This window comes from Streptomyces sp. 7-21, assembly GCF_016741785.1.
Lineage (GTDB): Bacteria > Actinomycetota > Actinomycetes > Streptomycetales > Streptomycetaceae > Streptomyces.
In genome coordinates, this window is the sequence record NZ_JAERRL010000003.1 from 380,733 (window position 1) to 407,476 (window position 26,744).

The 26,744-nt window shown below is 72.6% G+C and carries 29 protein-coding genes and 1 riboswitch; of the genes, 14 read left to right on the forward strand and 15 right to left on the reverse strand.

Features of this window, described 5'->3' with window-relative positions:
• Positions 1-590 precede the first annotated feature (590 nt).
• Complete coding sequence (gene dnaB, locus JK356_RS05570) at positions 591-2,000, forward strand: replicative DNA helicase (protein WP_374100613.1); 1,410 nt, start codon at positions 591-593, stop codon at positions 1,998-2,000.
• 269 nt (positions 2,001-2,269) lie between these two features.
• On the opposite strand, the gene JK356_RS05575 is transcribed toward dnaB, so the two are convergent.
• Positions 2,270-2,842 carry a TetR/AcrR family transcriptional regulator gene (locus JK356_RS05575; protein ID WP_201866395.1) on the reverse strand — a complete coding sequence of 191 codons (573 nt, stop codon included), beginning with the start codon at positions 2,840-2,842 and terminating at the stop codon, positions 2,270-2,272.
• 63 nt (positions 2,843-2,905) lie between these two features.
• On the opposite strand from JK356_RS05575, the gene JK356_RS05580 reads away from it, so the two are divergent.
• On the forward strand, positions 2,906-3,910 hold the full coding sequence (locus JK356_RS05580) for a DsbA family protein (protein ID WP_201866396.1): 1,005 nt from the start codon (positions 2,906-2,908) through the stop codon (positions 3,908-3,910).
• A 123-nt stretch (positions 3,911-4,033) separates the two neighbouring features.
• A complete protein-coding gene (locus tag JK356_RS05585) occupies positions 4,034-4,465 on the forward strand; it encodes a MarR family transcriptional regulator (protein WP_307815418.1) in 432 nt (143 codons plus the stop codon).
• Positions 4,466-4,480: 15 nt separating this feature from the next.
• Here JK356_RS05585 and JK356_RS05590 read toward each other — a convergent pair whose 3' ends face one another.
• Positions 4,481-4,933, reverse strand: coding sequence for a MarR family winged helix-turn-helix transcriptional regulator (locus JK356_RS05590; RefSeq protein ID WP_201866398.1), 453 nt, complete (start codon positions 4,931-4,933; stop codon positions 4,481-4,483).
• A 254-nt stretch (positions 4,934-5,187) separates the two neighbouring features.
• On the reverse strand, positions 5,188-5,769 hold the full coding sequence (locus JK356_RS05595; RefSeq protein WP_201866399.1) for a DUF2269 domain-containing protein: 582 nt from the start codon (positions 5,767-5,769) through the stop codon (positions 5,188-5,190).
• Between the two features lie 119 nt (positions 5,770-5,888).
• Between JK356_RS05595 and JK356_RS05600 the strand changes: the two genes are divergently transcribed.
• The 3 genes from JK356_RS05600 to JK356_RS05610 all read left to right on the forward strand — a co-directional run bounded on the left by JK356_RS05600 (position 5,889) and on the right by JK356_RS05610 (position 9,860).
• A complete protein-coding gene (locus JK356_RS05600) occupies positions 5,889-7,355 on the forward strand; it encodes a serine hydrolase (RefSeq protein WP_201866400.1) in 1,467 nt (488 codons plus the stop codon).
• 320 nt (positions 7,356-7,675) lie between these two features.
• Positions 7,676-8,890: a globin domain-containing protein gene (locus JK356_RS05605; protein ID WP_201866401.1), complete on the forward strand. Its 1,215-nt coding sequence runs from the start codon at positions 7,676-7,678 to the stop codon at positions 8,888-8,890.
• Positions 8,891-8,903: 13 nt separating this feature from the next.
• Positions 8,904-9,860, forward strand: coding sequence for a pyridoxamine 5'-phosphate oxidase family protein (locus JK356_RS05610; RefSeq protein ID WP_236670768.1), 957 nt, complete (start codon positions 8,904-8,906; stop codon positions 9,858-9,860).
• A 24-nt stretch (positions 9,861-9,884) separates the two neighbouring features.
• On the opposite strand, the gene JK356_RS05615 is transcribed toward JK356_RS05610, so the two are convergent.
• From JK356_RS05615 to JK356_RS05630, 4 genes are read right to left on the reverse strand one after another with little or no spacing between them, the layout of a single operon-like run.
• Positions 9,885-11,057: a cystathionine gamma-lyase gene (locus tag JK356_RS05615; protein WP_201866402.1), complete on the reverse strand. Its 1,173-nt coding sequence runs from the start codon at positions 11,055-11,057 to the stop codon at positions 9,885-9,887.
• 26 nt (positions 11,058-11,083) lie between these two features.
• Positions 11,084-11,986: a fructosamine kinase family protein gene (locus JK356_RS05620; RefSeq protein WP_201866403.1), complete on the reverse strand. Its 903-nt coding sequence runs from the start codon at positions 11,984-11,986 to the stop codon at positions 11,084-11,086.
• Positions 11,983-12,468, reverse strand: a complete 486-nt coding sequence (locus tag JK356_RS05625) for a low molecular weight protein-tyrosine-phosphatase (protein ID WP_201866404.1) — start codon at positions 12,466-12,468, stop codon at positions 11,983-11,985. Before JK356_RS05625 ends, JK356_RS05620 begins: the two co-directional genes overlap by 4 nt.
• A gap of 56 nt (positions 12,469-12,524) precedes the next feature.
• The gene (locus JK356_RS05630; protein ID WP_201866405.1) at positions 12,525-12,896 is read right to left on the reverse strand and encodes a phage holin family protein; all 372 of its coding nucleotides are present in this window, start codon (positions 12,894-12,896) and stop codon (positions 12,525-12,527) included.
• Between the two features lie 51 nt (positions 12,897-12,947).
• Between JK356_RS05630 and JK356_RS05635 the strand changes: the two genes are divergently transcribed.
• Complete coding sequence (locus JK356_RS05635; RefSeq protein ID WP_201866406.1) at positions 12,948-13,265, forward strand: cupin domain-containing protein; 318 nt, start codon at positions 12,948-12,950, stop codon at positions 13,263-13,265.
• A gap of 154 nt (positions 13,266-13,419) precedes the next feature.
• Positions 13,420-13,641 carry a DUF5326 family protein gene (locus JK356_RS05640; RefSeq protein WP_307815419.1) on the forward strand — a complete coding sequence of 74 codons (222 nt, stop codon included), beginning with the start codon at positions 13,420-13,422 and terminating at the stop codon, positions 13,639-13,641.
• On the opposite strand, the gene JK356_RS05645 is transcribed toward JK356_RS05640, so the two are convergent.
• Entirely contained in the window at positions 13,598-14,962 is a 1,365-nt protein-coding gene (locus JK356_RS05645) for a YibE/F family protein (RefSeq protein ID WP_374100611.1), read from the reverse strand. The genes JK356_RS05640 and JK356_RS05645 overlap by 44 nt on opposite strands.
• Positions 14,963-15,034: 72 nt before the next feature.
• A riboswitch (TPP riboswitch) is annotated at positions 15,035-15,145 on the forward strand.
• Between JK356_RS05645 and thiC the strand changes: the two genes are divergently transcribed.
• Entirely contained in the window at positions 15,140-16,753 is a 1,614-nt protein-coding gene (gene thiC / locus JK356_RS05650) for a phosphomethylpyrimidine synthase ThiC (RefSeq protein WP_201866407.1), read from the forward strand. (Overlaps the previous riboswitch by 6 nt.)
• Here thiC and JK356_RS05655 read toward each other — a convergent pair.
• Positions 16,732-17,880 (reverse strand): ROK family transcriptional regulator, encoded by a 1,149-nt coding sequence (locus JK356_RS05655; protein ID WP_201866408.1) that lies wholly within the window; start codon positions 17,878-17,880, stop codon positions 16,732-16,734. The genes thiC and JK356_RS05655 overlap by 22 nt on opposite strands.
• Before the next feature lie 469 nt (positions 17,881-18,349).
• Here JK356_RS05655 and JK356_RS05660 point away from each other — a divergent pair, with 469 nt between their 5' ends.
• The 3 genes from JK356_RS05660 to JK356_RS05670 are packed head-to-tail and all read left to right on the forward strand — an operon-like array spanning position 18,350 to position 21,499.
• On the forward strand, positions 18,350-19,633 hold the full coding sequence (locus tag JK356_RS05660) for an ABC transporter substrate-binding protein (protein ID WP_201866409.1): 1,284 nt from the start codon (positions 18,350-18,352) through the stop codon (positions 19,631-19,633).
• Between the two features lie 55 nt (positions 19,634-19,688).
• Positions 19,689-20,624, forward strand: coding sequence for a carbohydrate ABC transporter permease (locus JK356_RS05665; RefSeq protein ID WP_201866410.1), 936 nt, complete (start codon positions 19,689-19,691; stop codon positions 20,622-20,624).
• 5 nt (positions 20,625-20,629) lie between these two features.
• The gene (locus tag JK356_RS05670) at positions 20,630-21,499 is read left to right on the forward strand and encodes a carbohydrate ABC transporter permease (protein ID WP_201866411.1); all 870 of its coding nucleotides are present in this window, start codon (positions 20,630-20,632) and stop codon (positions 21,497-21,499) included.
• Positions 21,500-21,585: 86 nt separating this feature from the next.
• Here the strand turns inward: JK356_RS05670 and JK356_RS05675 are convergent, their stop codons facing one another.
• From JK356_RS05675 to JK356_RS05690, 4 genes are all read right to left on the reverse strand, one after another.
• The gene (locus JK356_RS05675; RefSeq protein ID WP_201866412.1) at positions 21,586-21,786 is read right to left on the reverse strand and encodes a hypothetical protein; all 201 of its coding nucleotides are present in this window, start codon (positions 21,784-21,786) and stop codon (positions 21,586-21,588) included.
• Positions 21,787-22,068: 282 nt separating this feature from the next.
• The gene (locus JK356_RS05680; RefSeq protein ID WP_201866413.1) at positions 22,069-22,305 is read right to left on the reverse strand and encodes a DUF397 domain-containing protein; all 237 of its coding nucleotides are present in this window, start codon (positions 22,303-22,305) and stop codon (positions 22,069-22,071) included.
• Positions 22,306-22,353: 48 nt separating this feature from the next.
• The gene (locus JK356_RS05685) at positions 22,354-22,590 is read right to left on the reverse strand and encodes a DUF397 domain-containing protein (protein ID WP_201866414.1); all 237 of its coding nucleotides are present in this window, start codon (positions 22,588-22,590) and stop codon (positions 22,354-22,356) included.
• A complete protein-coding gene (locus tag JK356_RS05690; RefSeq protein WP_201866415.1) occupies positions 22,587-23,462 on the reverse strand; it encodes a helix-turn-helix transcriptional regulator in 876 nt (291 codons plus the stop codon). The genes JK356_RS05685 and JK356_RS05690 overlap by 4 nt, the downstream gene beginning before the upstream one ends.
• 264 nt (positions 23,463-23,726) lie before the next feature.
• Here JK356_RS05690 and JK356_RS05695 point away from each other — a divergent pair, with 264 nt between their 5' ends.
• Positions 23,727-24,146 (forward strand): ATP-binding protein, encoded by a 420-nt coding sequence (locus tag JK356_RS05695; protein ID WP_307815420.1) that lies wholly within the window; start codon positions 23,727-23,729, stop codon positions 24,144-24,146.
• On the opposite strand, the gene JK356_RS05700 is transcribed toward JK356_RS05695, so the two are convergent.
• Positions 24,117-24,560: an NUDIX domain-containing protein gene (locus JK356_RS05700; RefSeq protein ID WP_201866417.1), complete on the reverse strand. Its 444-nt coding sequence runs from the start codon at positions 24,558-24,560 to the stop codon at positions 24,117-24,119. The genes JK356_RS05695 and JK356_RS05700 overlap by 30 nt on opposite strands.
• 119 nt (positions 24,561-24,679) lie before the next feature.
• A complete protein-coding gene (locus JK356_RS05705) occupies positions 24,680-25,729 on the reverse strand; it encodes a LacI family DNA-binding transcriptional regulator (protein ID WP_236670769.1) in 1,050 nt (349 codons plus the stop codon).
• Positions 25,730-25,847: 118 nt separating this feature from the next.
• Between JK356_RS05705 and JK356_RS05710 the strand changes: the two genes are divergently transcribed.
• Entirely contained in the window at positions 25,848-26,744 is an 897-nt protein-coding gene (locus JK356_RS05710) for a carbohydrate ABC transporter permease (protein WP_201866418.1), read from the forward strand.

The following is a 26,744-nucleotide window of genomic DNA, read 5'->3' on the forward strand; positions in this document are numbered from 1 at the left end:
CGGCGGTCGCTCTCAGCGGGTGCGGGGGCGTCCGGGGGGTTGGCTGGCATGTTCCGATCCAAACATCCACAGGTAAGGGACGCAAGGGTCTTCAGTCCCTTACTTTCTGGCGGTCGCGGAGCCGGTGGCGCGGGCGGCCGCCGTGCGCGGGGCACAGGGGGAGAACTTTTTTCCTCCCACAGCCGGTGGACACGGTCTTCCCAGGTCAGGCCCACTGTCGGATGATCTTGCAGGAGTCGTCCACAGTGTCATCCCCCGCTTCGTCCACAGGAATCGGGCCGTCATCCACAGGCATCGATCTGAAATCCACATAGCCTGTGGATAACTTGGTTGGGTCCCTCCCCCTCCGCCCCTTAGCGTGGGGTGCCGCTCGCCTGGACGTCCTGACGGTGCACCCGGTGCTCGCGCTGGCGGAACGCGCCGTGCTTCCCGGCCGCGCGCCCGCCTGAGTGTCAGTGCCGTGCCGTAGGAAGGGCGTTGAAGAATGGTGCGGGCGCGGCGCGTGCGGTCATAAGGAGGCGGGTGCTGTGGCTGAGCTTGAGCATGCGGGCCCTCCGTGGGATGAGGCCGTCGAGTCAGGCCCCCTGTCCGTGACCCGTCCCCGGCGGGACCCGGACGCGGTGGCCGCCGACGGGCACGCCGGCTACGGCCCTGAGCCGGGGGAGCGTGCGGCGTTCGAGCGCGTCCCGCCGCAGGATCTGGCGGCGGAGCAGTCGGTGCTGGGCGGCATGATGCTGTCGAAGGACGCCATCGCCGACGTCGTCGAGGTGCTCAAGGGCCAGGACTTCTACAAGCCGGCACACGAGGCGATCTACGCGGCGATCCTCGACCTGTACGCCCGGGGCGAGCCCGCCGACCCGATCACGACCGCGGCGGAGCTGACCAAGCGCGGCGAGCTGGCCAAGGTCGGCGGCGCGGGGTACGTGCAGTCGCTGGTCAACATGGTCCCCACCGCGGCCAACGCCGAGTACTACGCGCAGATCGTCCGCGACCGGGCCGTGCTGCGCCGCCTGGTCCAGGCGGGCACCCGCATCACCCAGATGGGGTACGCGGCCGACGGCGATGTGGACGACATCGTGGACTCGGCGCAGGCCGAGGTGTTCGCCGTGACCGAGCAGCGGACGGCCGAGGACTACCTGCCGCTCGGCGAGATCATGGAGGGCACGCTCGACGAGATCGAGGCCATCAGCAACCGAAGCGGCGAGATGACGGGCGTGCCGACCGGCTTCACCGACCTCGACGCGCTGACCAACGGGCTGCACCCCGGCCAGATGATCGTCATCGCCGCCCGCCCCGCCATGGGCAAGTCCACGCTGGCGCTGGACTTCGCCCGCGCCTGCTCGATCCGGCACAAGCTGCCCAGCGTGATCTTCTCCCTGGAGATGGGGCGGAACGAGATCGCGATGCGCCTGCTGTCCGCCGAGGCACGGGTGGCGCTGCACCACATGCGTTCGGGCAGCATGACGGACGAGGACTGGAACCGGCTGGCCCGCCAGATGGCGGAGGTCAACGAGGCGCCGCTGTACATCGACGACTCGCCGAACCTGTCGATGATGGAGATCCGCGCCAAGTGCCGCCGCCTGAAGCAGCGCAACAACCTCCAGCTCGTCGTCATCGACTACCTCCAGCTGATGCAGACCGGCTCCAGCCGCCGCCCGGAGAGCCGCCAGCAGGAGGTCTCGGAGATGTCCCGGAACCTCAAGCTGCTGGCCAAGGAGCTGGAGGTGCCGGTGGTGGCGCTGTCCCAGCTGAACCGCGGGCCCGAGCAGCGCACAGACAAGAAGCCGATGGTCTCCGACCTGCGGGAGAGCGGCTCGATCGAGCAGGACGCCGACGTGGTGATCCTGCTGCACCGCGAGGACGCCTACGAGAAGGAGTCGCCGCGGGCCGGCGAGGCCGACCTGATCGTGGCCAAGCACCGCAACGGCCCGACGGCGACGATCACGGTCGCCTTCCAGGGCCACTACTCCCGCTTCGTGAACATGCAGAACGGCTTCTGACCGGCGGCGGCCCCGCGCCGCGGTCAGACGGCGTGGGCCGGGGCGAAGCGCGGCAGCGGCGCGGCGGTGCGCGCCGGGGCCTCGGTGAGGGGGCGCCCCAGGCCCGGCCGCGGCTCGGTCCGCGCGCCGCGTCGCGGGCGGGCTACTGCGACCAGTCCCCCCTGCACCGCGGGGTCGTGGCGTGCAGCGGCCGGACCCCGGCGACCGTGCTGGCCGAGCCGTGCCTCGCGGTGGACGGCCGCCCGTTGCCTGACGACGGTGCCGGCGTGTCAGGCCGCCGGCGCGCCGCCTGCCACGAGGCGCCAGAACGCGGCGGCGGTGTCGTCCGCCGGTGCCGGGGCGTCGCTGGTGACCCATGAGGCGATCACGCCGGTCAGGGCGCCCGCCAGGTAGGCGGCGTGCGTCTGCGGCGGCACGTCCGCGAACCCGCGGGGGCGCCGGCCGGCGCGGAACGCCGCGAGCAGCTCGCCGGTCACCCGTTCCCGCAGCCGGGCGGCGAATTGGGCGCTGCCGCGCGTGCCGAGCATGCGCCGGTACAGGCCGGCGCGCTCCTCGACGTGCCGGAACAGCTCCCGCAGCGGCTCGGGCACGGTGCCGTGGGGCGCGTCGAGCGGGCAGAGCGACGCCGCGCGTGCCACGTGTGCCACGGCGTCGTCCAGGGCGTCGGTGATCAGCGCGTTCACGTCCGGGAAGTGCTGGTAGACGGTGGCGCGGTTGACGCCCGCCTGCCGGGCCACCTCCGACATGGTGATCGCGGTCGGGTCCTTGGCCGCCGCCAGCCGCAGGATCGCCGTCCGCAGCCGGGCGCGGCTGCGCTGGGCACGGGGGTCGTCCGGGTTCACGCCCCAAGACTAACCGACAGTTGTCGCTTTTCTAATCAACAGTTGTCGTTTAGTGTGCCGGGTATGCGCATTGAGATCTGGGCAGACGTGGTCTGCGGCTGGGCCTACATCGGCAAGCGGCGCCTGGAGCAGGCGCTGGCGGACCCCAGGCTGGCCGGCGCCGGAGCCGAGGTGGACTGGCTGCCCTTCCGCATCGATCCCACCACGCCGGATGCGGCCGTCCCCGCCGAGGCGGCCTGGCGCGACCCGCTGGTCGACGCCGCGCTGCGCCGCTGCGCCCCGGGGCTGTCGCCGCAGGAGAACCGGCAGCGGATCTCGCGGATCGCGGCGGACGAGGGACTGGCGCCGTGGCGGGTGGCCTGGCGCGCCAGCAGCCACGACGCCCACCGCCTGCTCCGCCTGGCCCGCGCGCACGGCGGCCCGGCGTTGCAGCACGAGGTCGCCGAGCAGGTGATGCGGGCGCACTTCCGGGACGGCGAGGACATCAGCGACCGGCGGTGCCTGGCGGCGGCCGCCGCGCGCGCGGGCTTCCCCGGGGGCCGGGAGCTGCTGGACACCGGCGCGGGCGACCGCGAGGTGCGCGAGCTGCTGCTCATCGGCAAGGCGCGGGGCATCGCCACGTCCCCGACGATCGTCGTCGGCGACCGGGCGCTCGCCGGCGCCCAGCCGCCCGGGGTCATCGCGGACTTCCTCGCCGCCGCTGCCAGCGGCGACGGCGACGGTAGCGGAGGCGGGGGCAGCCGGCGGGAGCCCGCGGAGGTCCGGCGGCTGCGCTGGGTGGAGTCGCTGCTGCGGCAGCGGGACCCGCTGGGCGCGCTGACCCTGCTGCGCCCCCTGCTCGACGCGCACCCCGGCGACCTGAACGTCCGCCGCGCCGAGGCCCGCTGCTACTTCCACTCGGCGCAGCTGGCCCGGGCGCACGACGCGCTGGTGCGGCTGGTCGCCGACGCGCCGGACGACTCCTACGCCCGTCTCATGCTCGGCCGCACCCTCCAGCGCCTGGGACGGGACGACGAAGCGGCGGCGCAGCTGCGGCTGGCCGCCGCGATGACGCCGGAGTACGCCTGACGGGCGCGCCGGTCAGCGGGGCCCGCGGCGGCTCCCGCACTCGCGAGTACGGCTGCCGCAGGGCGAGTTGGGCCATGCGGCGCCGGTAGGGTCAGGGCCATGGAGACGGCGGCTGATCATCGCGTGCCAGCGCGGCTCCGGGCCGCGCCGAGCTGGCTGCTGACGCAGACGGCGACGCACGCCGGGCGGCTGGTGCAGGAAGCGTTCGCGGCGGCGGGCGCCCGGCGGTATCACTACGCGCTGCTCGCGGCGCTGGCGGAGTTCGGCGCGGCGAGCCAGGCGGTGCTGGGACGCCGGTGCGGCATCGACCGCAGCGACGTGGTGGCGGCGCTCAACGAACTGGCCGAGCGCGGCGAGGTCGTGCGCTCCCCCGATCCGACCGACCGGCGGCGCAACGTCATCACCATCACGCCGGAGGGCCAGCGGCAGCTGCGGCGCATAGACGAACGCCTCGCCGCGGTGCAGGACACGCTGCTCGCCCCGCTCGCCGAGGACGAACGGCAGCAGCTGACCGGGCTGCTCACCCGCGTCCTGGAGCACGCCCGGCGGTCCTGATCGCGCCCGCGCCGGTCACGGGGCGGGCGCGGGGAGCGCGCGGACGGCCCGCACCAGCGGGGCGAGTTCGGGGCGTTGCTCGGCCTGGTCGAGCGCCTCGCGGACGGCCCGCTCGTTGGTGGGGCGGGCCTCCTCGAGCAGGCGGCGGCCCGGCTCGGTGACGTCGGTGTAGATGCCGCGCCGGTCGTCCGGGCACAGGTAGCGGGTGAGCAGGCCCCGGTCCTCCAGCCGCGTGACGAGGCGGGTGGTGGCGCTCTGGCTGAGGACGACGGCGTCGGCCAGTTCGTTCATGCGGAAGTGGCCCCGCGGGCCCTTGTGCTGCTGGCTGAGCACGTCCAGCACGGAGTACTCGCGGACGCTGAGCCCGTGCGCCTCCTGCAAGGCGCGCTCGACGTGGGCCTCGATGCGGTCGTGCAGGGCCGACAGGGCGCACCAGCTCTGGGCCAGCGCGGGTCCGGGACGCGTCATCGCTCTCCTCCGCTCCGCTCGTCCTCCCTGTCCTGCCGCCAGCATAGCCAATACGTGCAATTGCCCGCGTCCGCGCCGATCCAGCGCGTGCAATGACTGACCGGGCCATCCCGCTGAGCGGCCAGGGATCCTGGCGGGCACGGGCGGACCCGTCACCCGCCGCGAGGGGAGCCGCCGGCTCGCGGAGCGGTATCCCCCCGGCCTGCGAGCGGCTGCTGCCGACCGGGGCCGTGACACCGGCGGCGTCCTCACGGTCACCGCCCCTCACCGGCCGGCGCGGGCACCCGGCGGCCACCCATGCGCCGCCCCCGCCGCGTGGGACCCCACGGCTTGAGCACGGAGATGGCCGTCATGAACAGGTACAGCGAACCGGACACCACGGGGGGCGCCACCAGGCTGGCCGGATCGCTCACGGCCTGCCCGGCCGCCACGTCGGCCGCCGCCGCGTTGACGCTGCCGCGGAACACCAGCAGCGAGGCGGCGGCCGCGCCCAGCGTGAGCCAGAACTTCAGGTACACCCACCGGTAGCGCGCCAGACCCCACGGGGTGCCCAGCGCCAGCACCAGGCCGGTGGCGAACGTCGACAGCGCCAGCGGCGGGAGCAGCCAGTCGCCGCACACCTTCATCGAGCGGTACGCCGCCGCGGCCGCCGCGGCCGAGCCGCTGGTGGCACCGGTGACGCCGAGCGCCAGCAGGCACAGCGTCAGCCCGAGCCAGCTGACGGAGACGGCGAGGTGTGCCACGAGCAGGCCCCGGCGGACGCGGCGGGGCAGCCGGGCGGAACGGGCGGAACGGGCCGAACGAGCCTGACGGGCGGGAGGAGCCAGAGCATCCATGCCTCCACGGTCGCGGCGCGGCGGCCCGCCGTCGTCGGGCAGCGGGAGTATCCGCCGCTACTCGGCGGCGAGTACGCCGCCGGTAATCCGGTGGCGCGCGCCGCCCGGAGCCGGTAGCCATGGCGGTCATGAGCCAGCCGCTGCTTCCCGCCACCCGCCGGGCGCTCTCCCGCCGCCTGGCCGTCGCCCAGTCCACCGGACGCGCCCCCTCGGCCGTCGCCGCCCTCGTCCGCGACGGCGAGCGGGTGTGGTGCGACGGCCGCGGCGAACTCCCCGGCGGCGTGCCGCCCGCCGAGGTGCAGTACCGCATCGGGTCGATCACCAAGACGTTCACGGCCGTGCTCGTGCTGCGGCTGCGCGACGAGGGCCTGGTCGGTCTCGGCGACCCGCTCGGCGCGCACCTGTCCGTCCCTCACGGGGGCGATGCCACCCTGGCGCAGCTGCTCGCGCACACCGCCGGCCTGGCGTCCGAGGCGCGTGGCCCCTGGTGGGAGCGGACGCCGGGCACCTTGCGGCCCGGGCTGGCCGACCTGTTCGGCGACGCGCCGCGGCCGCACGAGCCGGGCCGCCGACACCACTACTCGAACGTCGGCTTCGCCCTGCTCGGCGCGCTCGTCGCGGCCAAGCGCGGCGCCCCGTGGCACGAGGTGGTGCGTGAGGAGATCTGCCAGCCGCTGGGCATGCGCCGCACCACCATCCGCCCCGAGGAGCCGTACGCCCGCGGCTGGGCCGTGCACCCCTACGCCGACGTCCGGCAGCCGGAGCCGCTCACCGACACCGGGCTGATGGCGCCCGCCGGGCAGTTGTGGTCCACGGCGGGTGACCTGTGTGCCTTCGCCGCGTTCCTGGCGTCCGGTGACGACCGGGTGCTGGGCGCGGCCAGCCTGGCCGAGATGCGGCGGGCCGCCGTGGTGCCCGAGGATCCCGGCTGGGAGGCCGGCTACGGCCTTGGCATGGCGCTGGAGCGGCACGACGGGCGGCTGCTGCGCGGCCACGCCGGGACGATGCCGGGTTTCACGGCGGGCCTGTGGCTGGCCCCCGGCGGCCCGGCCGGCGGGAACCCGGCAGACGCCCCGGACGCCATCCCGGACGCCATCCCGGAAGACGACGCCGCGGACGACGCCGCCGGGCTCGCGGCCGTGGCGCTGACCAACGCCTCCTCGGGCCTGTTCGCCGCCTCGCTCGCGGCCGGGCTGCTCAGCGAGGCGGCACGGCTGGAGCCGGCGTTCCCGCCGCCGTGGCGTCCGATGCCGCAGACGGACGCCGATCCGGCGCTGCTGGCCCTCACCGGCGCCTGGTACTGGGGGACGGTGCCGTTCCTGCTGCGGCTGCACGCGGGCCGTGTGGTCTCGCTCGCGCCGCTGACACAGACCGGGCTCGGCGCCTCGCGGTTCCTCCCCGCCGGCGACGGCGAGCGCTGGACCGGCCAGTCGGGGGAGTTCGCCGGGGAGACGCTGCGTGTGGTGCGGCGGGAGGACGGCGGCGTGGACCACCTCGACCTGGGCACATTCGTCTTGACGCGCGCCCCGTACGAGCCCGGCCACGCCATCCCCGGCGGCACCGACCCGGCGGGCTGGGGCGGCTGACGGCACGGCCCCGCCGCCGGCCATACCGGTCACCTGCCGCACGAATGGTGTCAACGACCGTCCCATCCGCCTTAGTTGACGAAGAGTCCGAAATCAACGGCGTGATAGCGCGTAAAACGCCCGAACATCGCGTTTCCGGTAGGGGGTTGTGTCTCGGCTGTATAACGGTAGGGTCTGATCCGCATCCGGGCGGCGCGATGGGGCCGTTCAGTTTAGATGACGCGGGGGTGCTGCGAGCCCGGAATCCAGGGGCTCATCCATTCCGGGTGAGCCGGCTGGCACGCTGGGCAACCGTACAGCGATGAAGGCAAGGCAGGGTCATGACCGCGATATCGGCCGACGACGGCGCCGCCACCACGGGCGGGGATTACCCGAGCGGGCTCCCCGAAAGCCTCGGCGGACGGCGGCGCCCCTCGCCGGACGCGATACTGATCAGACGCACGCTCGAGGAGATCGAGCCCGTCGCCGACCAGCTGACCTCGTATTTTTACGCGCTGCTCTTTCTCCATAATCCGCAGCTGCGGGATATGTTCCCCGCCGCGATGGACGCGCAGCGCGACCGGCTATTCGCGGCGCTTCTCACCACCGCCGAACACATCGACGACGCCGAGGCGCTTGAGGAGTATCTGACGCATCTCGGGCGCGGTCACCGCAAATACGGCACGCGTCCGGAGCACTATCCGCTGCTGGGCGAATGCCTGATGCTTGCGCTCGAGCGCTTCGCCCGCCGTACCTGGAGCCCCGAGGCGGAGGCGGCCTGGGCCCGCGCCTACACCGTGATGTCGCAGACGATGATCGACGCGGCGGCGGAGGACGAACTGCGCGCCCCGGCCTGGTGGAACGCCGAGATCGTCAGCCACGAGCGCCGCACCCGCGACGTCGCCGTCCTCACCGTCCGGCCCGACCAGCCCTACCCGTACCGGGCCGGGCAGTACGCGGCGCTGGAGACGCCGTGGTGGCCGCGCGTGTGGCGCAACTACTCCTTCGCCTCTTCCCCCCGCCCCGACGGCCTGCTCTCCTTCCACGTCAAGGCCGTCCCCGCCGGGTGGGTCTCCAACGCGCTCGTCCACCGGGCCAGACCCGGCGATGTGCTGCGGCTCGGGCCGCCTTCCGGATCCATGACCATCGACCACTCCTCGGGCACCGGCCTGCTGCTGGTCGGCGGCTCAACGGGCATCGCGCCGATCAAGGCGCTGGTGGAGGACGTCGCCGAGCACGGCAGCCGCCGCCGGGTCGAGGTGTTCTTCGGGGCCAACCGCGACGCCGACCTCTACGACCTGGAGTCGTTCACCGCGCTGCAACGGCGCCACCCGTGGCTGACGGTGCGCCCGGTCGTGGCCTCGCCCGCCCACCGCGGCCTGCGCGGCCAGCTGCCGGACGCCGTGCGCGAGTCCGGGCCCTGGAGCGGCTTCGACGGCTACCTGTCGGGCCCGCCGCAGATGGTGCGCAAGAGCGTGGACGCGCTGGTGTCGAGCGGCATGCCGCGGGAGCGGATCCGGCACGACTTCATGGGAACTCTGACGCTGGGAAAGTGACGGATCGCGAGGCATGGCAGCAATGGACCACAACGGCGCGGCGGCCGGCGGCGACCGGCGACTGCCCGGCAGCGACGGTGAGCACGCCCTCCAGCTGAAGCTCGGGACGCGGGAGCGCGCCGAACGCTTCTACGACGAGCAGGTGCTGGACTACCTCAACGACCGGATGCGGGAGTTCGTCGCCGCGCAGGAGATGTTCTTCCTGGCCACCTCCGACCGGTACGGCGAGTGCGACAACTCCTTCCGCGCCGGTCCGCCCGGCTTCCTGCACGTCGTGGACGAGCGCACCCTCGTCTTCCCCGAGTACCGGGGCAACGGCGTGCACGCCTCGCTCGGCAACATCGCGGAGAACCCGCACGCCGCGCTGCTGCTCATCGACTTCGAACGGGCGCGGATCGGGCTGCACATCAACGGGCGCGCCCGGATCGTGCCCGACGCCGAGATGCGGGCCCGCCACCCCGAGCTGCCGGAGGAGACGGTGCCGGGGCGCCGGGCCCAGGTGTGGGTGCGGCTGGAGGTCGAGGAGGCGTACATCCACTGCGCCAAGCACATCCCGCGGCTGGCGAAGGTGGAGGGCCGGGCGGCGCGGGAACGCGACTGGGGCACCGACGACTACCGGCGCAAGGGCGGTGACTTCTTCGGCGCGGCCCGCGAAGCCGAGCAGCGGCGGGCCCGCGGGCGGGCGGTCCCGGCCCCGCCGCCCGCGGCACCGGCGGCACCGGCGGTGCCGGAAGTACCGGCAGCACCGGCTCCGCCCCCGGTGGCTCCCGCCCCGGCGCCGGACGCCGCGCCGGAACCGGTCCCGGCCGCCGCGGCGCCGCCGCCGGTGGTCTCCGGGCCGGTCGCGTCGGCCCCGGCCGCGGCGGACGCCGAGGCGTGGCGGGCCCAGGCCCGGCGCGCCCTGGAGGAGGCCGAACGCCGCGGCGCCGCCGCGCCCTCCCGGCCCGAGGACTGGTTCAGCCGCCGCTGAGCCGTCGCGGCCCGGCCCGCCCGGTCACAGCCGCGCGAGGGACTGGAGCACGTCGGCGACCAGGTCGCCGGGGTCCTCGATCCCGGCCGACAGGCGGATGAACCCCTCCGGCACCGGGTCGCCGCCCCAGCGGCCGCGCCGCTCGGCGGTGGCGCGGACCCCGCCGAAGCTCGTGGCCTGGCCGATGATCCGCAGCCCGGCGAGGAACCGCTCGGCGGCCTCCCGCGACGGCAGCGTGAACGACACCACGCACCCGAAGCCCCGCATCTGCCGCGCCGCCAGCGCGTGCGAGGGATCGTCCGGCAGCCCCGGGTACCGCAGCCCGGTCACCTCGGGCCGTTCCCGCAGCGCCTCGGCGACCGCCCGCGCGCCCGCCTCCTGCCGCTGGGTGCGCAGCTGGAGCGTGGCCACGCCCCGGTGCGCCAGCCACGCCTCCATCGGCCCGAGGATCGCCCCGGTGGCCGTGCGCCACTCCCGCAGCCGCGTGGCGAGCGCGGCCTCGCGGGTGGCGGCGTAGCCGAGCAGCACGTCGCCGTGGCCGCTGAACGCCTTTGTGCCGCTGGCCATCGCCACGTCGGCACCGAGCTCCAGGGGCCGCTGCCCCAGCGGCGTGGCGAGCGTGTTGTCCACGACGGTCACCGCGCCGCGCGCCCGCGCCGCCGCGGCCAGGCGGCGGATGTCGCACACGTCGAGGCCCGGGTTGCTCGGGGTCTCCAGCCACAGCACCCGCACCCGGTCGTCCAGCGCGGCGAGCTGGGCGTCGCCGGCCGTCGGCGCCGTGCGCACCTCGACGCCGAACGCCGCCAGCCGCTCCCGCACCATGGCCAGCCCCTGGTAGCCGTCGGCGGGCAGCACGACGGCGTCGCCGGGCCGGGCCAGGCCGAAGAGCAGGGCGGTCGTCGCGGCCAGGCCGGAGGGGAAGACGACGGCCTCGGCCGCCGCGCCGGGCGACTCCAGGGCGGCGATGGCCTCCTCCAGCGCGGTCCACGTCGGATTGGACTCGCGGCCGTAGGCGTACGGGGCGCCGGCCACCTCGCCGGGCAGGTGGTAGTGCGCGGCGAAGACCGGGCCCGGCATCGGGGGCGCGTACGGCGTCGCGGCGGGGAGCCCGGCGTGCACGGTGCGCGTGCCGTCGCCCAGCTCGGCACCAGGCGCCGGGTGCGGCGCGCCGCCGGCGGGTTCGCGGGTCGTGCTCATCCCCCGAGGCTACGGGGCGGCCCCGGTCACGGCGCGGCGGCCCCCAGGGCGGCGCGGGCGGCGCTGCCGCACTGGCGGCCGTAGCCGCCGCCGAACAGCGCTGCGTGGACGAGGAGGTGGTGCAGCAGGTGGAGCGGGGCGCGCTCGCGGCGGCCCGGCAGCGGTCTGACCTCCTCGTAGGCGGCGAGCAGCCGGTCGGCGTGGGGCGTGCCGAAGGCCTCCAGGAACGCCAGGTCGGCCTCGGGGTGGCCGCCCTGGGCGGCCGGGTCGATGAGGGCGGGGCGGTCGGACCACAGGATGTTGCCCGCCCACAGGTCGCCGTGGATGACGGCCGGCGGCTGCGGCGGCCCGGCGACCTCGGCGATGCGGTCGCACAGCCGCTCCACGTCGGCGGCGTCGCGGGCGCCGATGCCGCCGTTGTCGACCGCCATGCGCAGCAGCGGCAGCAGCCGGTGCTCGGCGTGGAAGGCGGGCCAGTCGGCGGGGGCGGCGGGCGGCGGGTCGGGCGTAGTGAGCGGCACGGTGCCCAGGTAGAGCGGCCCGGTGGCGCCGTAGTGAGGCGCGGGCGTGCTGTGGAGGGCGGCGAGGTCGCGGCCGAGCCGCTCGGCGGCGGCCGGGGTGGGGGCGCCGGGTTCGATCCAGGTGAGGACGAGCAGGCCGGGCTCGGCGGCGAGCACGCCGGGCACGGCCACGGTGCCGGTGGCGCCCAGGCGTTCGAGCCCGGCGGCCTCGGCGGCGAAGAAGTCGGCGGGCGCGCCGGGCCTGGTCTTGGCGAAGACCGTCCGCCCGGCGCCGTGGCCGGCCGCCGGGCGGTCCAGATCGGCCCGGTAGGCGTCGCAGATGTCGCCGCCGGACACGGGCGTCAGACGGCGCACGGTGGTGCCGGTGAGCGCGCCGATGCGCGCGGCGAGCGGGCCTGGCGCGGTCACGGCAGGCCCGCCTCGACCTCGTCGAGCAGCCCCGGCATGGCGGCCTCGATGAGCTTCAGGCAGTCGGTGAAGCCTGCCTCGTCGCCGTAGTACGGGTCCGGGACGTCCAGGTCGCCGTCGCCGGAGGCGGCCGGATCCCAGGAGCGCAGCAGCCGCACCCGGGCGGCGTGGCCGGCGCTGGGGGCGAGCCGCCGCAGGCGGCGCAGGTGGCCCTGGTCGAGCGCGACGACGAGGTCGTAGCGCTCGAACCACTCGGCCTGGAACTGCCGCGCGCGGTGGGCCGTGCCGTACCCGGCGGCCGCCAGCACGGCCTCGGCGCGCGGATCGGCGGGCTCGCCCTCGTGCCAGCCGTCGGTGCCGGCGCTGTCGACCGCCACCCGGTCGCCGAGCCCGCGCTCGGCGACCTGGGCGCGGCAGACCGACGCCGCCATCGGGGAGCGGCAGATGTTGCCGGTGCACACGAAGCTGATGCGGTACAACACGTCCCTCTTCTGGTCAGCTGTCGTCGGTTTTCGGTCGGGTTTCGCGGGTCGGCGGGTCAGTCGCGGTCGAGGACCAGGTTCACGGCCCAGGAGACGATCGAGATGATCAGGCCACCGAGCACGGCGGGCATGAAGCCGCCGACGTTGAAGGCGTCACCGGCGATCGCGGCCGTCAGCATCAGCATCAGCGCGTTGATCACCAGCGTGAAGAGCCCCAGCGTGAGGATCAGCAGGGGCAGCGAGAAGAGTTTCACGATCGGCTTGACGATGAGGTTCACCAGGCCGAAGATCAGCGCGACGATGGCCAGCGTGACGGCACGGCTGCCGGTGCTGGCGTCGTCCTCTCCGAGGGTAATGTCGCCCACCAGCCAGACCGCGGCGGCCAGGGCCACGGCGTTGGCGATGAACTTGAACAGGATGCTCATCATGGTTGAGATCGTTCCAGACGGAACGGGTCGCCGGGCAGGGGGTGCGCCCCGGTGAAGGCTTTCCGGCTCGACGCACTGGAGGCCGAGCGCAAGGCGAACGACGGTGCCTACCTGCGGTTTCTGCGCGAACGGAATCTCTCGGTCGGGCTGTACGCGCTCGACGCGGGGCAGCAGGACCCGCAGAAGCCGCAGCGCCAGGACATGCTCTACTTCGTGGTCAGCGGCCGGTCCTCGCTGACGGTGGGCGACGAGACGACCGTCGTGGCGCGCGGCAGCGTCGTGTACGTGCCGGCGGGGACGCCCAGCCGGTTCCACCACATCACCGAGGACCTGCGCGTGATGGTCGTCTTCTCGCCCCCGGAGGGCTGAGGCGGCCGGACACGTCAGGGTCCGTCTCAGGGAACGCTCAGGGGCCAACCGGGGGCGGCGGCCCTCCCGCCGGGGTACCCGGGCCGCTTAGCATCGTGCCGGAAGCCGCGAACCGCGGAGCAGGTCCACAGACGAGACGAAGGGGAGATGAGCTGTGAAGCAGCTCTTCATGGCGCTGCCATGGTGGGTGCGGTGGCTCGCCGTCCCGCTCGTCGTGCTGTTTCTCTTCGGCACGCTGCTGATCAAGCTCGTCACCTTCGTGCTCAGCGTCGTGTTCTGGGTGGTGCTCGCCGCGGTCGCGGTGGCGCTGGGAATCTTCGCGGTGCGGAAGTTCATCTCCTCCTCGGGCGGGCCCTCCTCCGGCGGCGGCTGGTAGCGGCCGCGGGGCGGGCGTCCGGCCGGTCGGCGGCGGTGACGAGCGCGGCGAGCAGCGTCGTCAGCGGCACGGAGGCGACCAGGCCGATCGAGCCGATCAGCGTCCTGACGATCTCCTCGGCGACGAGTTCGCTGAAGGCCACGGTGCTCACGCCGCTCTGCGCGATCGTGAACAGCAGCAGCAGCGGCAGGGCGGCGCCGGCGTAGGCCAGCACCAGGGTGTTGACGACGGACGCGATGTGGGAGCGGCCGATGCGCATCGCCGCCCGGTAGGTCTTGCGCCAGCTCGCGCCCGGTTCGGCCTGCCGCAGCTCCCACACCGAGGACGTCTGCGTGACCGTCACGTCGTCCAGCACGCCCAGCGAGCCGATGAGGATTCCGGCCAGCAGCAGGCCCCGGATCTCGATGTCCGGGTAGAGGGCGTGGACCAGGCCGGTCTGGTCGTCGGTGTTGCCGCTGAGGCTGGCCCAGTCGATGAACGCCGAGCCGAGCAGGCCGATCAGCAGCAGCGAGATGAGGGTGCCGACCACGGAGACGGACGTGCGGGCGTTGACGCCGTGCGTGACGTACATCGTGACGAGCATGATGACGCTGCCGCCGACGACGGCCACCAGCAGCGGGTTCGAGCCGCGGAGGATGGCGGGCAGGATGAACAGCGTCAGCACCAGGAAGCTGACGACGAGGGCGACCAGCGCGAGCACGCCGCGCAGCCGCCCGACGGCCACGACCGCCAGCGCGAACACGGCGGCGAGCAGCAGCATCGGCGCCTGGCGGTCCACGTCCGTGATGCTGTACTGGAGCTCAGCGGGCGCGTCGGGCGCGTAGGCGACGATGACGTCCTGGCCCTCGTGGTAGCTCCGGGTGGCGTCGGGGGGCACGATCTCGGTGTAGGTGCGTCCGGCGTGCGGGCCGGTGGTGATCTCCACCGTGGCCTCCTGGCAGGGGCCCGCCATGCCTTGGGGCACCTGCACGCCGATGTCCTCGCACGCCACGTCGGTGACGGCTGTCACGCGGGCGTGCTCGGTCTGCTGGTCGAAGCCGATGCCGCTGTGCCCCTCCTTCTCGGGCGCGCCGCCGGGCCACAGCAGCACCAGCCCGATGCCGATGGCGGCGGCGAACGGGACGATGACCGCCGTGATGACGCGCCGGAGCCGGGCGGAGGCGGGCGGCGGCTTGCCGTGCCCGTGCGCATGGCCGTGGGCGTGCCCGCCTGGCCGGCTGCGGGAGTCACCGTGCGTGTGGCGGTGGGCCGGGGTCTGCGGAGGCAGGCGGGGATGGGAGCGGGAGTGCGGCCGCGCGGGGGCGTCGTCGGGTCCGGTCACGTTCCGATGATCGCCCAAACCCGCAAGCCGCTCTGGTTTTTGCTGGTGGTGTGCCGTTAGCGTGGTGTGCGATCGCAAGTGCGCGGGAGCTCCGAGCACGGGGCTGAGAGGGCGCTGAGGCTGCGCCGACCGCTGAACCTGTTACCGGGTAATGCCGGCGTAGGGAGTGGGTCTCACATGACCGCATGGCACAAGGGTTACCTGACGGGATCGCGCCCGGACATCCGTGTCCCGGTGCGGCGCGTGCACCTGTCCGACGGCGGGCAGGTGACGCTGTACGACACGTCAGGTCCGTACACCGACCCCGAGATCGACACCGATGTCCGCCGCGGCCTGCCGCCGCTGCGGCGTGCGTGGATCAACGAGCGCCGGGCGAGCGGCAAGAAGGCCGTGACGCAGCTGGCCTGGGCGCGGCGCGGGGTGATCACCCCGGAGATGGAGTACGTGGCGCTGCGGGAGGGCGTCGAGCCGGAGGTGGTCCGCGAGGAGATCGCGGCCGGGCGCGCGGTGCTGCCCGTCAACGTCAACCATCCCGAGTCCGAGCCGATGATCATCGGCAAGAGGTTCCTGGTGAAGGTCAACGCCAACATCGGGAACTCGGCGGTGACCTCCTCGATCGACGAGGAGGTCGACAAGATGGTGTGGGCGGTCCGCTGGGGCGCCGACACCGTGATGGACCTCTCCACGGGCAAGGACATCCACGCCACGCGCGAGTGGATCCTGCGCAACTCGCCCGTGCCGGTCGGGACGGTCCCGATCTACCAGGCGCTGGAGAAGGTCGGCGGGCGCGCCGAGAAGCTGACCTGGGAGGTCTACCGCGACACGGTGATCGAGCAGGCCGAGCAGGGCGTGGACTACATGACGGTGCACGCGGGCGTGCTGCTGCGGTACGTGCCGCTGACGGCGCGCCGGGTCACGGGCATCGTCTCGCGCGGCGGCTCGATCATGGCGGCGTGGTGCCTGGCGCACCACGAGGAGAACTTCCTGTACACACACTTCACCGAGCTGTGCGAGATCCTGCGCGAGTACGACGTGACGTTCTCGCTCGGCGACGGCCTGCGGCCCGGCTCGGTCGCGGACGCCAACGACGAGGCACAGCTGGCGGAGCTGCGCACGCTGGGCGAGCTCGGGCGCATCGCGCGGGAGCACGACGTGCAGACCATGATCGAGGGCCCGGGACACGTCCCGATGGACAAGATCAAGGAGAACGTCGAGCTCCAGCAGGAGCTGTGCGACGAGGCGCCGTTCTACACACTGGGGCCGCTGACGACCGACGTCGCGCCGGGGTACGACCACATCACGTCCGGGATCGGTGCGGCGATGATCGCCTGGTGGGGCACGGCGATGCTCTGCTACGTCACGCCCAAGGAGCACCTGGGGCTGCCCAACCGGGACGACGTGAAGACCGGCGTGATCACCTACAAGATCGCGGCGCACGCGGCGGACGTCGCGAAGGGGCACCCCCGGGCGCGGGAGTGGGACGACGCGCTGTCGAAGGCGCGGTTCGAGTTCCGCTGGGAGGACCAGTTCAACCTCTCGCTCGATCCGGACACCGCCCGGGAGTTCCACGACGAGACGCTGCCGGCTGAGCCCGCGAAGACGGCGCACTTCTGCTCGATGTGCGGGCCGAAGTTCTGCTCGATGCGCATCTCGCGGGACGTGATGGACCGGTTCGGCCCCGAGGGTGCGGCTGAGGGGCTGACCGAGGAGGAGATCCGGGAGGGGATGCTGGCGAAGTCGCGGGAGTTCGCCGAGTCCGGCAACCGGGTCTACCTGCCGGTCGCCGACTGACGCCCGGCCGGGGCGGCGCCGCTGTCCGGCTCGTTCAGCACGAACGCCCTGATGGCCTGCACGGCGCCGCCCCGCGCCCACTGCGTGAAGGGCGCGGGCAGCAGGGTGTGGTCGAGCGAGGCGCGGCCGTGCAGCCGGCGGTGGGCGATGCCGCGCCCGACGTCCTCGCTGGCGGCGCGCGCGAGCGGGACCGACTCGCCGGTGACGATCACGGTCCTGACGGTCGTGAGGTTGGCGATGGTGGCGATGACCGCGCCCACGGCCCAGCCGGCCTGCCGGGTGAGGTGGCGGCAGGCCGGGTCGCCCTCGCCGGCCAGGCGGACGATCTCCTCCAGCGTGGCGGGCCGCCGCAGCCCGGTAGCGGCGGCGGCGAGCACGCAGTCCGTGGCGAGGTACGCGGACAGGCAGCCGCGGTGGCCGGCGGGGCAGAGCGGGCCGCCGGGGTCGAGGACGTGGTGGGCGAACTCGCGCATGTCGTCCTCGGACACCGTCACCATGCGGCCGTGCAGGAAGAGGGCGTAGCCGATGCCGGCGCCGACGGTTACCAGGGCGAAGGCGTCGAGGCCGCGCGCGGCGCCGAACCAGTGCTGGCTGTGGGCGAGCGCGGCGACGTCGTTGCCGGCGACGCACGGTATGTCCATGGCCTCGCGCAGGTGGGCGTGGAGCGGGACGCCGCGCCAGCCGAGGAACGGGGCGTCGTAGCCGGTCCCGGACCCGGCGCCGCAGGCTCCGGGTGGCACGGCGCTGCCGCCGAAGGTGATGCCGGCGGCGGCGGGCGGCGGTGCCGTCCTGGCGAGGCGGTCCTTCACGCGCCGGATCAGCGCGCACACCGCCCGGGGTGAGGTGTCGGGCAGCGGTTCCTCGGCCTCGGCCACGATGCGGGCGCGCAGGTCGGTGACGACGGCGTAGAGGCGGTCGGCGGTCAGTTTCACGCCGAGAAAGTGGTAATCGTCCGCGACGATGTCGAGCGGACGGGTGGGCCGGCCGTTTACCGGGTCGTGCACGGTGCCCCGTTCCACGAGAAGTCCGGCGTGCACCAGCGGCTTGGTGAGGCGGGTCAGGCTGCCCGTGGAAAGGCCGAGGCTCCGGGCGAGGGCGGTTCTGGTCCGCGGGCCGTCGATGAGCAATTCCCTGAGGATGGGGCGGGCCGGGCGGGAAACGTCGTTCCATGCCTCGATCGCGGACCGTCGAACGCTTTTCCTGGGCGCCGCAAACACCCGCGCAGCATATAGCAGGGACGCATGGCAGCGGCTGGCCGCTGGGGCCGGTGGTGGGGCGGCGTCCGTTGTCGTGAGGCGCCGTTCCGTGCCGGTTCCGTGCCTTCCCCCGGTCGTCCCCGGTCGTGCTCTGTCGAACGCGTGGCCGTGCGTTCGACAGCGAGAAGAGCTTTGCGTCGAAACGCATTCACTTACTCTACGTGCTGACGCGAGTGTTTTTGCGCGAAGTTGTAACAAGGGGTCGTGACAACGTCGCCCGGGTGCTCTACTTTGACTCCGGCTCAAAACCGACTGTTGTGGGAGACGCCCTCAACGCGCGGGCGAGAGCGCAAGGCGTCGTCCGTCGGCGAGGCGGACAGCTGGGTTGAGGGAGACAGACATGGCCGTATCGCGCCGCCTCCTGCCGCTCGTGTGGGCCGCCACGGCATCGCTGGTGGCGTCCTGTGCCGTGGGCTCGGGCGACGACGGTGTCGTCACGCTGGACTTCTGGTGCTGGGGGGAACCGACCGCCGCCAAGGTCGAGGCGTTCAACGAGAGCCACTCCCATATTCAGGTCCGGCATACCGACGCGGGCGGCGGCACGGATTCCTCGGTGAAACTGCTCACCGCCAGCCGCGCCGGCAACGCTCCCGATGTCGCCTGCGTGGAATACCCGACCGTTCCCGCGATGATCGTCTCCGACGTGCTGGCCGACATCTCCGACTACACGGAGGAAGTCACCGGCGACTTCGCGCCCGAGGTCTGGCAGATGACCCGGTTCGAGGGCCAGGTCTTCGGAATTCCGCAGGACATCGGTCCGATGGTGCTGCTCTACAACAAGGCGCGCTTCGACGAACTCGGCGTCGAGGTTCCCGGGACCTGGGAGGAGTTCGCCGAGGTCGCCCAGGACATCAGGGACGCCGACCCCGACAGCTACCTGACGACGTTCGCTCCCTCGGAGTTCGGCAACTTCGCCGGCCTCGCCCAGCAGGCCGGCGCGCAGTGGTGGTCGGTCGAAAACCGGCAGTGGACGGTCGGGCTCGACGACGAACCGACCATGCGAGTCGCCGAGTACTGGCAGGACCTGATCGACCGGGATCTCGTCAATGCCGAACCGCTGCTTACGCCCGAGTGGAACAACCGCGTCAACCGCGGCCAGATCCTCAGCTGGCCCGTCGGCCTGTGGGGTCCCGGCGTCCTGTACAACATCGCGCAGAACCAGGCGGGTGACTGGGCCATCGCACCCTTGCCGCACTGGGAGGGCGACGGCCCCGAGGCGGCGCTCCAGGGCGGCACCGCGCTCGCCGTCACCAAGAACTCGGACCACCCGGAAGAGGCCGCCGAGTTCGCGATGTGGATGAACACCGACCCCGACGCCACCCGGATCCAGATCGCCGGGGGCCAGTACCCCGCCAGCCTGGCCGGGCAGGAAGCGACCACCCGCAGCGACCCGCCGCCGCTGACCTCGGAACAGGAGGACTACTGGGAGGTGGCCTCCTTCGCCGCCGAGCACACCCTCCCCGACATCACCTGGGGACCCAACGTCAGCACGGCAACCAACGTGTACCAGGACGCCATGTCGGCGGCGATCCGCGACCACACGCCGCTGACCGACGCCATGCGGCGCACGCACCGGACGGTCGTCGACGAAATGGAACGCGTCGGCTTCAACGTCACCGGATAACGCTTCCGCACCGACTCACCGGACACGCACCGGACACTCACCGGACGGGGTACCCATGGCTTCCACCACGGCCGCCCGCGGCGGCTCGGCCAGGAAACGACGCGGCAGCAGCGCGCCGTTCGTCTTCCTGGCACCCGCGCTCCTGCTGTTCCTCGCCTTCATGGCGATACCCATCGGCTACGCGGTCTACCTCAGCACCCAGGGCCTGCGCATCGTCGACGAGGGCGTCTTCGGCATCCGCACCGAGGTGTTCGTCGGAACCGCTAACTACCGCCAGATTCTCGGCGACAGCGGCTTCTGGGCCGGCTTCGGCCGCCTCGCCGCCTACGGCCTGATCGCCGTGCCGCTCACCCTCGGCCTGGCGCTGCTGTTCGCCCTGCTGCTCGACAACGCCAGCTCCCGCGGCAGGCGGTTCTCCCGCACCGCGATCTTCATCCCCTACGCCATCCCCGGCGTGGTCGCCTCGCTGATGTGGGGCTTCATGTACCTGCCGTCCACGAGCCCGTTCAGCTACCTGAGCGAGAAGCTCGGCATGGACGCGATCCCGTTCCTCGACGGCGCCGCGATCTACCCGTCGCTCGCCAACATCGCCATCTGGGGCGGCGTCGGGTTCAACATGATCATCATCTACACCTCGCTGCGCGGCATCCCGCCGGAGCTGTACGACGCGGCGCGCATCGACGGCTGCTCCGAGTGGCGCATCGCCTGGCGGATCAAGGTGCCGCTCGTCGCCCCCGCTCTCGTCCTCACCGGGCTCTTCGCCCTCATCGGCACCCTCCAGGTCTACGGCGAGCCCACCATGCTCAGGCCGATGACGACGGAGATCTCCGAGACGTGGGTGCCGCTGATGCAGATCTACCGGGACGGGTTCATCCGCGACGACCTGCCGATGGCCGCCGCCGGGTCGGTCGTTCTCGCCGTCGGCACCCTGGTCGTCTCCGTGATCCTCCTGAAGGTCACGCAGCGGCGCGCGTTCGGAGGTATCCAGTGACACACGTGACCGACAGATCCGCTGGCCCCCGGGGTCTGCTGCCGCACCAGCGCGCCAAGATCCTGCCGACCGTGGTGCTCCTCATCGGCGCCTTCTACGCGCTGGTGCCGGTGGCCTGGGTCGTGATCGCCGCCACCAAGTCGAGCGCCGAGCTGTTCTCGACCTTCACGTTCCAGCCCGGCACCGGCCTGGCCGGCAACCTCCGCGACCTGTTCTCCTACGAGGACGGCACCTACGCCACGTGGGCCCGCAACAGCCTGCTCTACGCCGGAGCCGGCGCGGCGCTGTGCACGCTGATCTCGACGCTCGCCGGGTACACCTTCTCCAAGTACCGCTTCCCCGGCCGGACCGCGCTGTTCTACGCGATCCTCGGCGGCGTGCTGATCCCCGGCATGACGCTGGCGATCCCGCAGTACATCATCATGACCAAGATCGACATGGTCGGCAGCTACTGGTCCGTGCTGCTGCCCAGTCTGATCTCGCCGTTCGGCATCTACCTCGCCCGCGTGTACGCCGACGCCTCCGTGCCCGACTCCACGCTGGAGTCGGCGCGCATCGACGGCGCCAGCGAGTACCGTATCTTCGGCTCGATCGCGCTGCCGATGATGCTGCCCGGCATGGTCACGATCTTCATGCTCCAGTTCGTCGGCATCTGGAACAACTTCCTGCTGCCGTTCATCATGCTGGCCGACGAGGACAAGTACCCGATCAACCTGGGGCTGTACACGCTGCTCTCCAAGGGATCGGGCGAGCCGGCACTGTACGGCATCGCCATCACCGGGACCGCCGTCTCGGTCGTACCGCTGATCCTGCTGCTGCTCTTCCTCCAGCGGTTCTGGCGGCTCGACATGATCAGCGGCGGCCTGAAGGGCTGAGGAACAGCGGCTCTCGGCTCCGCCCCGGTGAGCGGGCACGGGACGGAGCCCGAGCGGCGCGTCGGGGTGACGACGCGCCAGGACGGTCAGGACCGGTCAACGGCGTACACTGGCGCGCCGCCGTCGGCGGCGACCGGGCGGATGCACCGGCGCCGCAGCAGGAACCGGAGGCTGTCGTGGACGCGGGCCGGCGTGAGCCCGGTCCGCTCCGCGATGGCCTCCACGCTCTGCCGCGCCTCGCCGCGCTCAGCGAGCGCCGGGGCGAGGAGGACGGCGACGGCCCACACGTCATCGGTGACCGTCAGCCGGCGCCGCCAGGCGGCGAGCAGGTCCTCGGCGCTCTGGCGCGGCGCGTCTGTCCGCGGGGGCGCCGGGACGCGTTCCGCTGTCCGTTCGGTGGCCTCGGCGATGCGGTCGAGCGAGCGTGCGAGCGCGAGCCTGACTTTTCACCCGAAGGTGTCACCGTGGCACCGTTGACCGTCACACCTGTCTGGAGGCGCCCCCGGCACGATGCGGCCCCGCCGCTTCGCTGGGCACGGGCGGCGGGGCAGGTACCGGGGACCGACCGCTCAGCCGGTGAGCAGGTGGTCGAACTCCCCTTGTTTGGCGCCCTGCAGGAAGGCGCGCAGCTCGGAGTCGGTGTACCGGAGCGCGGGCCGCTCCGGAGCGGCGGCGTCCCCGAGCGCCACGCCACCGTCGATCTTCATCAGGCGGACGCGGGCCCCGCCGCGGCCGGCGGCCTGGCGGGGCGTGATCCACTCGCCGTCGAGCGGGGCGGCGTAGAGAGCCTGCTTGTCTCCGGACATGCGGGGTCTGCCTCTCCTGTGGGGGTGGGGAAGCGGAGCCGCGGCGGCTCAGTCTTCCAGTAGGTGGTCGAACTCGCCTGCCTTCGCGGCGGCCAGGAACGCGGCCATGTCCGCCGTCGGGTAGCGCAGCGGGGCGCGTTCGGGGGCCTTGGAGTCTCCCAGGGCAACGCCGCCGGGGAGCTTCATCAGCTGGACGCAGTCGCTGCCGTTGCCGTTGCTGTAGGAGGACTTGATCCACTGGCCCGTCAGAGGGAGGCCGTAGAGGTCTGCTGTGGGGTGCGTCATCGCATCTCTTTCTCGAACTCTTCGATGCGTTGGATGGTTTCTTCGGGGCTGAGGGCGTGCTCCGCGAGATCGGCGAACTTCCGTCTCGCGCGCCGTACTTCGCCTGGATCGTCGTTGAGGGTCTCTCCCGTGATCCTTTCCTGGGACACGATGCTCTGGTTCTCCATCCCGGGAAAGTCGATGATCGTCAGCGGCGACCCGTGGATGCTGGGCGCTCCGGCAGTGTAGGGGATCATACGGAGCGTGATGTTCTGTCTGCGCGCGGCGGTGGCCAGGTGGCGCAGCTGCTGCCGCATCACCACGGGCCCGCCGACGACTGCCCGCAGGGCTGACTCCAGGCAGAGCGCGTCGAGCACGACCGGGTGACGCCGCGTCAGCACCGCCTGCCGCCGCAGCCGGGATTCCACGAACGTCTCGCGCCGCTCGGTGCTCTCCTGTTTCTGCCCGAACGAGGCGATCGCCTCGACGTACTGCCGGGTCTGGAGCAGGCCCGGTACATAGGTGCCGGAGTGCACCGAGATGCGCTCAGCGGCGTCCTCGACGTAGAAGTACCGGTAGGAGTCGCCCTGGAAGAGCTTGCGGAACCGCGGCTCTTCCCACCACGCCCGGCCGAACGATTTTCCATGCCGGATCTTCGCCTTGATCGCGGCCCGCTGCTCGGTGTCGGCGCCGTACAGTGCGAGCAGCCGGGCCAGCTGCTGGTCGGTGGGGAAGGCCCTGCCGCGCTCGATCTTGCTGATCGTGAAGCGGCTGACCTTGAGCTTCGCCGCCGCGTCGTCCTGGCGGAGGCTGGCCCGTTTGCGCAGGCGCTGGAGGTCATCTCCCACTTCACGCATGGCGAAGATCGCGTTCGTGTTGACGTTGACGCTCACACGCCCCTCCCTCCGTCGTCGGCAGCCGCCGCTGACGGTGTGTCAGCGTATCGGCCGGTCAGCCAGCCCTCCGGGGTCATACCTCGTGGGGGGGAACCTGCCGTAGCGGCTCTTGCACGTGATTAGTCACGTGACCCACCCTAGAGAACGTGCACGCATCGGCGCGAGATGATCACCGGGCGTGACCAACGACCAGGAGGGGCTGTGATGCACGAGCACGGGCACGTACTAGCGGTCGGACGGTACCGCCGCGAGCCAGCGGCGGTGGCCCAGGCACGGAAGGCCGCGGCCCGTGCCTACGCCGCCTATCCACGGATCGACCGCTCCCTCGTCGAACTCCTGGTCTCCGAGGCCGCCACCAACGCCGTGCTGCACGCCGAGGGCCCCGACTTCTACGTGCTGTGCCATTCCCCCTGTCCGGCCGACGGAAGCGTGCAGGTGGAGGTGCACGACGGCGGTTCCGCGCTCCCCCTGCGCCGCCGGGCTGCGGAGCTGGACGAAAGCGGGCGGGGCCTGGCCCTGCTGGACCTGCTCGCCGCCGACTGGCGCACGGAGCGCACGCCGATGGGCAAGTGCCTCATCTTCACCCTCAGGGAAGCGGAGAGCAGATCGGCGTTGACGGCGGCGGAGCCGGCCCACGCGGGCGCCACCCGGTCACGTGGAGGCGATCAGGAGCCGGTGTGACTCCTGGAGGCCCTGGGGCAGTTCGGTCGGCAGGCACCACCGGGCCTCCAGGATCTCCATGGGGTCGAGGGTGAGGTCGCCACTGACGTACTCGGCCTCGTAGGCCACCTCGCAGCGCAGCCGGAAGCCGCTGGTCAGCCGCGCCAGCCGGCCGACGCGGACCGTCAGTCCGGTCTCCTCGCGGACCTCGCGGACGACGGTCTCCTCGAAGGACTCCGACCGCCTGGCGAAACCGGTGGGCAGGCCCCACTGGCGCCCCTTGGCCCACAGCCGGTGCCGCAGCAGCAGCACGCGGCCCTCGCTGTCGCGCACGATGCCGGTGACGCCCACCAGGAACGTGGCGTGGGTGAACCACAGAATCCGCCACTGGAACGGCTTGAGCAGCCGCCAGAGACGGGCGATGACCCGGTGCACTCTTCTCCCTTCCGCCGCCGTCGGATGGCGCGCGTGCCGTTCGCTTTACCAGACGGGACGCGCGGCGCTCCGCCCGGGGTGAGCGACCGGACCAGGCCGGCACCGTGACTGACGGTCCGTCAGCCGTCCGGTGGCGGTGGCGCGGTCGAGGCGCGGATGACGAGCCGGGTCGGGACGAGCGTCGTGCCGCGCTCGGTGGTGTCCGTGCGCATCTGGCGCAGCACGCTGTGCACCAGGCGGCGCCCCACCTCGGCGAAGTCCTGGTGCACCGTGGTCAGCGGCGGCAGGAACGACGCGGCCTCCGGGATGTCGTCGAAGCCGACGACGCTGATGTCCCCGGGCACGCGCCTGCCCCGCTCGTGGAGCGCGCGCAGCAGGCCCAGCGCCATCTGGTCGTTGGCCGCGAAGACGGCGGTGCAGCCGGGCTCGTCCGCCAGGCGCAGCCCGGCGCGGTACCCGGACTCGGCCGACCAGTCGCCGCGCACCAGCGGCGGCACCTCGCGGCCCGCCTCCGTCAGCGTCCGGCGCCAGGCGCTGGCCCGGCGCTCGGCGGCGAACGACTCGGCGGGGCCGGCCACATGCCAGACGGTGCGGTGGCCCAGGTCCAGCAGGTGGGCGACGGCGTCGCGGCTGCCGCCCGCCTGGTCGGTGTCGACGACGCTGTACCGCTTGCCGGCGTCCGAGTCGGCGACGGCGACCTGCACGCCGGGCGGCAGCGAGACGGTGCCGGCGTCGAGGAGGTGCACTTCCATGATCACGATGACGGCGTCGACGGCGAGTTCGCCGAGGCGGGTGAACGCCCCGCGCACCCCGTCCTGGGTGGGGGCGGCCACCGGCAGCAGCGTGACGGCGTAGCCCTCGTCGGCCGCCGAGGTCGCGATGGCCTCCAGGGTGCGGACGTTGCCGGTGGTGGCCAGCGAGAACAGGATGACGCCGATGGTGCGGAACTCGCCGCGCTTGAGCGCCCGGGCGGCGGAGTTGGGGCGGTAGCCCAGCTCCCGCATGGCGGCCAGGACGTGCTGCCGCGTGCTCTCGACGACGCCGGGGTGGCCGTTGGCGACCCGGGAGACCGTCTGGGAGGAGACCCCGGCACGGCGCGCCACGTCGGCCATGGACACGCGGCGCTTGCGGCCGCTCCCGCCCGGCTTCGGGGCGGTGCTGTTCTCCATCCGTGACCTCGCGGCTTCCGGGGACTCTTGACGCTCGCCGGAAGCAGTGTAACCATCGCGGCCAACGATGTTTACGCAAACATCAACTTAATCGATCATTTACCGACGGAAGCTGAGCATGACGACGCTGTCACCGCCACGGCGGATGTTCCGCGGGCGCTCCTGGGCCGGATGGGGCTTCCTGGCCCCGTTCATGGCGGTCTTCGCCCTGGTCTTCCTCGCGCCGATCGCCTACTCCCTCTACCTGAGCCTGTTCCGCGAGCAGCTCGTCGGCGGCACGTCCTTCGTCGGCCTGGAGAACTACCAGCGGGTCCTCGACGACCCGGACTTCTGGGAGGGCCTGATCCGCGTCGGCCTCTTCCTGCTGGTCCAGGTCCCGATCATGCTCTTCCTGGCGCTGCTGGTCGCGCTCGCGCTCGACAGCGGCCGGCTGTACGGGGCCAGCTTCTTCCGCATCGCGATCTTCATGCCGTACGCGGTGCCCGCCGTCGTGGCGACCCTGATGTGGGGCTTCATCTACGGCACGCGCTTCGGCCTCGTCGGCAACATCAACGATGCCTTCGGCATCACGCTGCCCGACCCGCTCTCCCCCGACCTGGTCCTGGTCTCGATCGGCAACATCGTCACCTGGGAGTTCGTCGGCTACAACATGCTGATCTTCTACGCGGCGCTGCGCGTCGTCCCGCGCTCGCTGTACGAGGCCGCGGAGATCGACGGCGCCAGCCAGCTGCGCGTCATCACCTCGATCAAGCTTCCGGCGCTCCGGGGCGCGCTCGTCATCGCCACCATCTTCTCGATCATCGGCAGCTTCCAGCTCTTCAACGAGCCGAGCATCCTCCAGAGCCTGGCGCCGAACGCCATCACCACCGACTTCACGCCCAACCTGTACACGTACTCGCTGGCGTTCTCCGGCCAGCAGCACAACTACTCGGCCACGGTGGCCATCGTCATGGGCGTCATCACCATGGTCATCGCCTACCTCGTGCAGCTGCGCGGCATGCGAAAGGACGCGTGA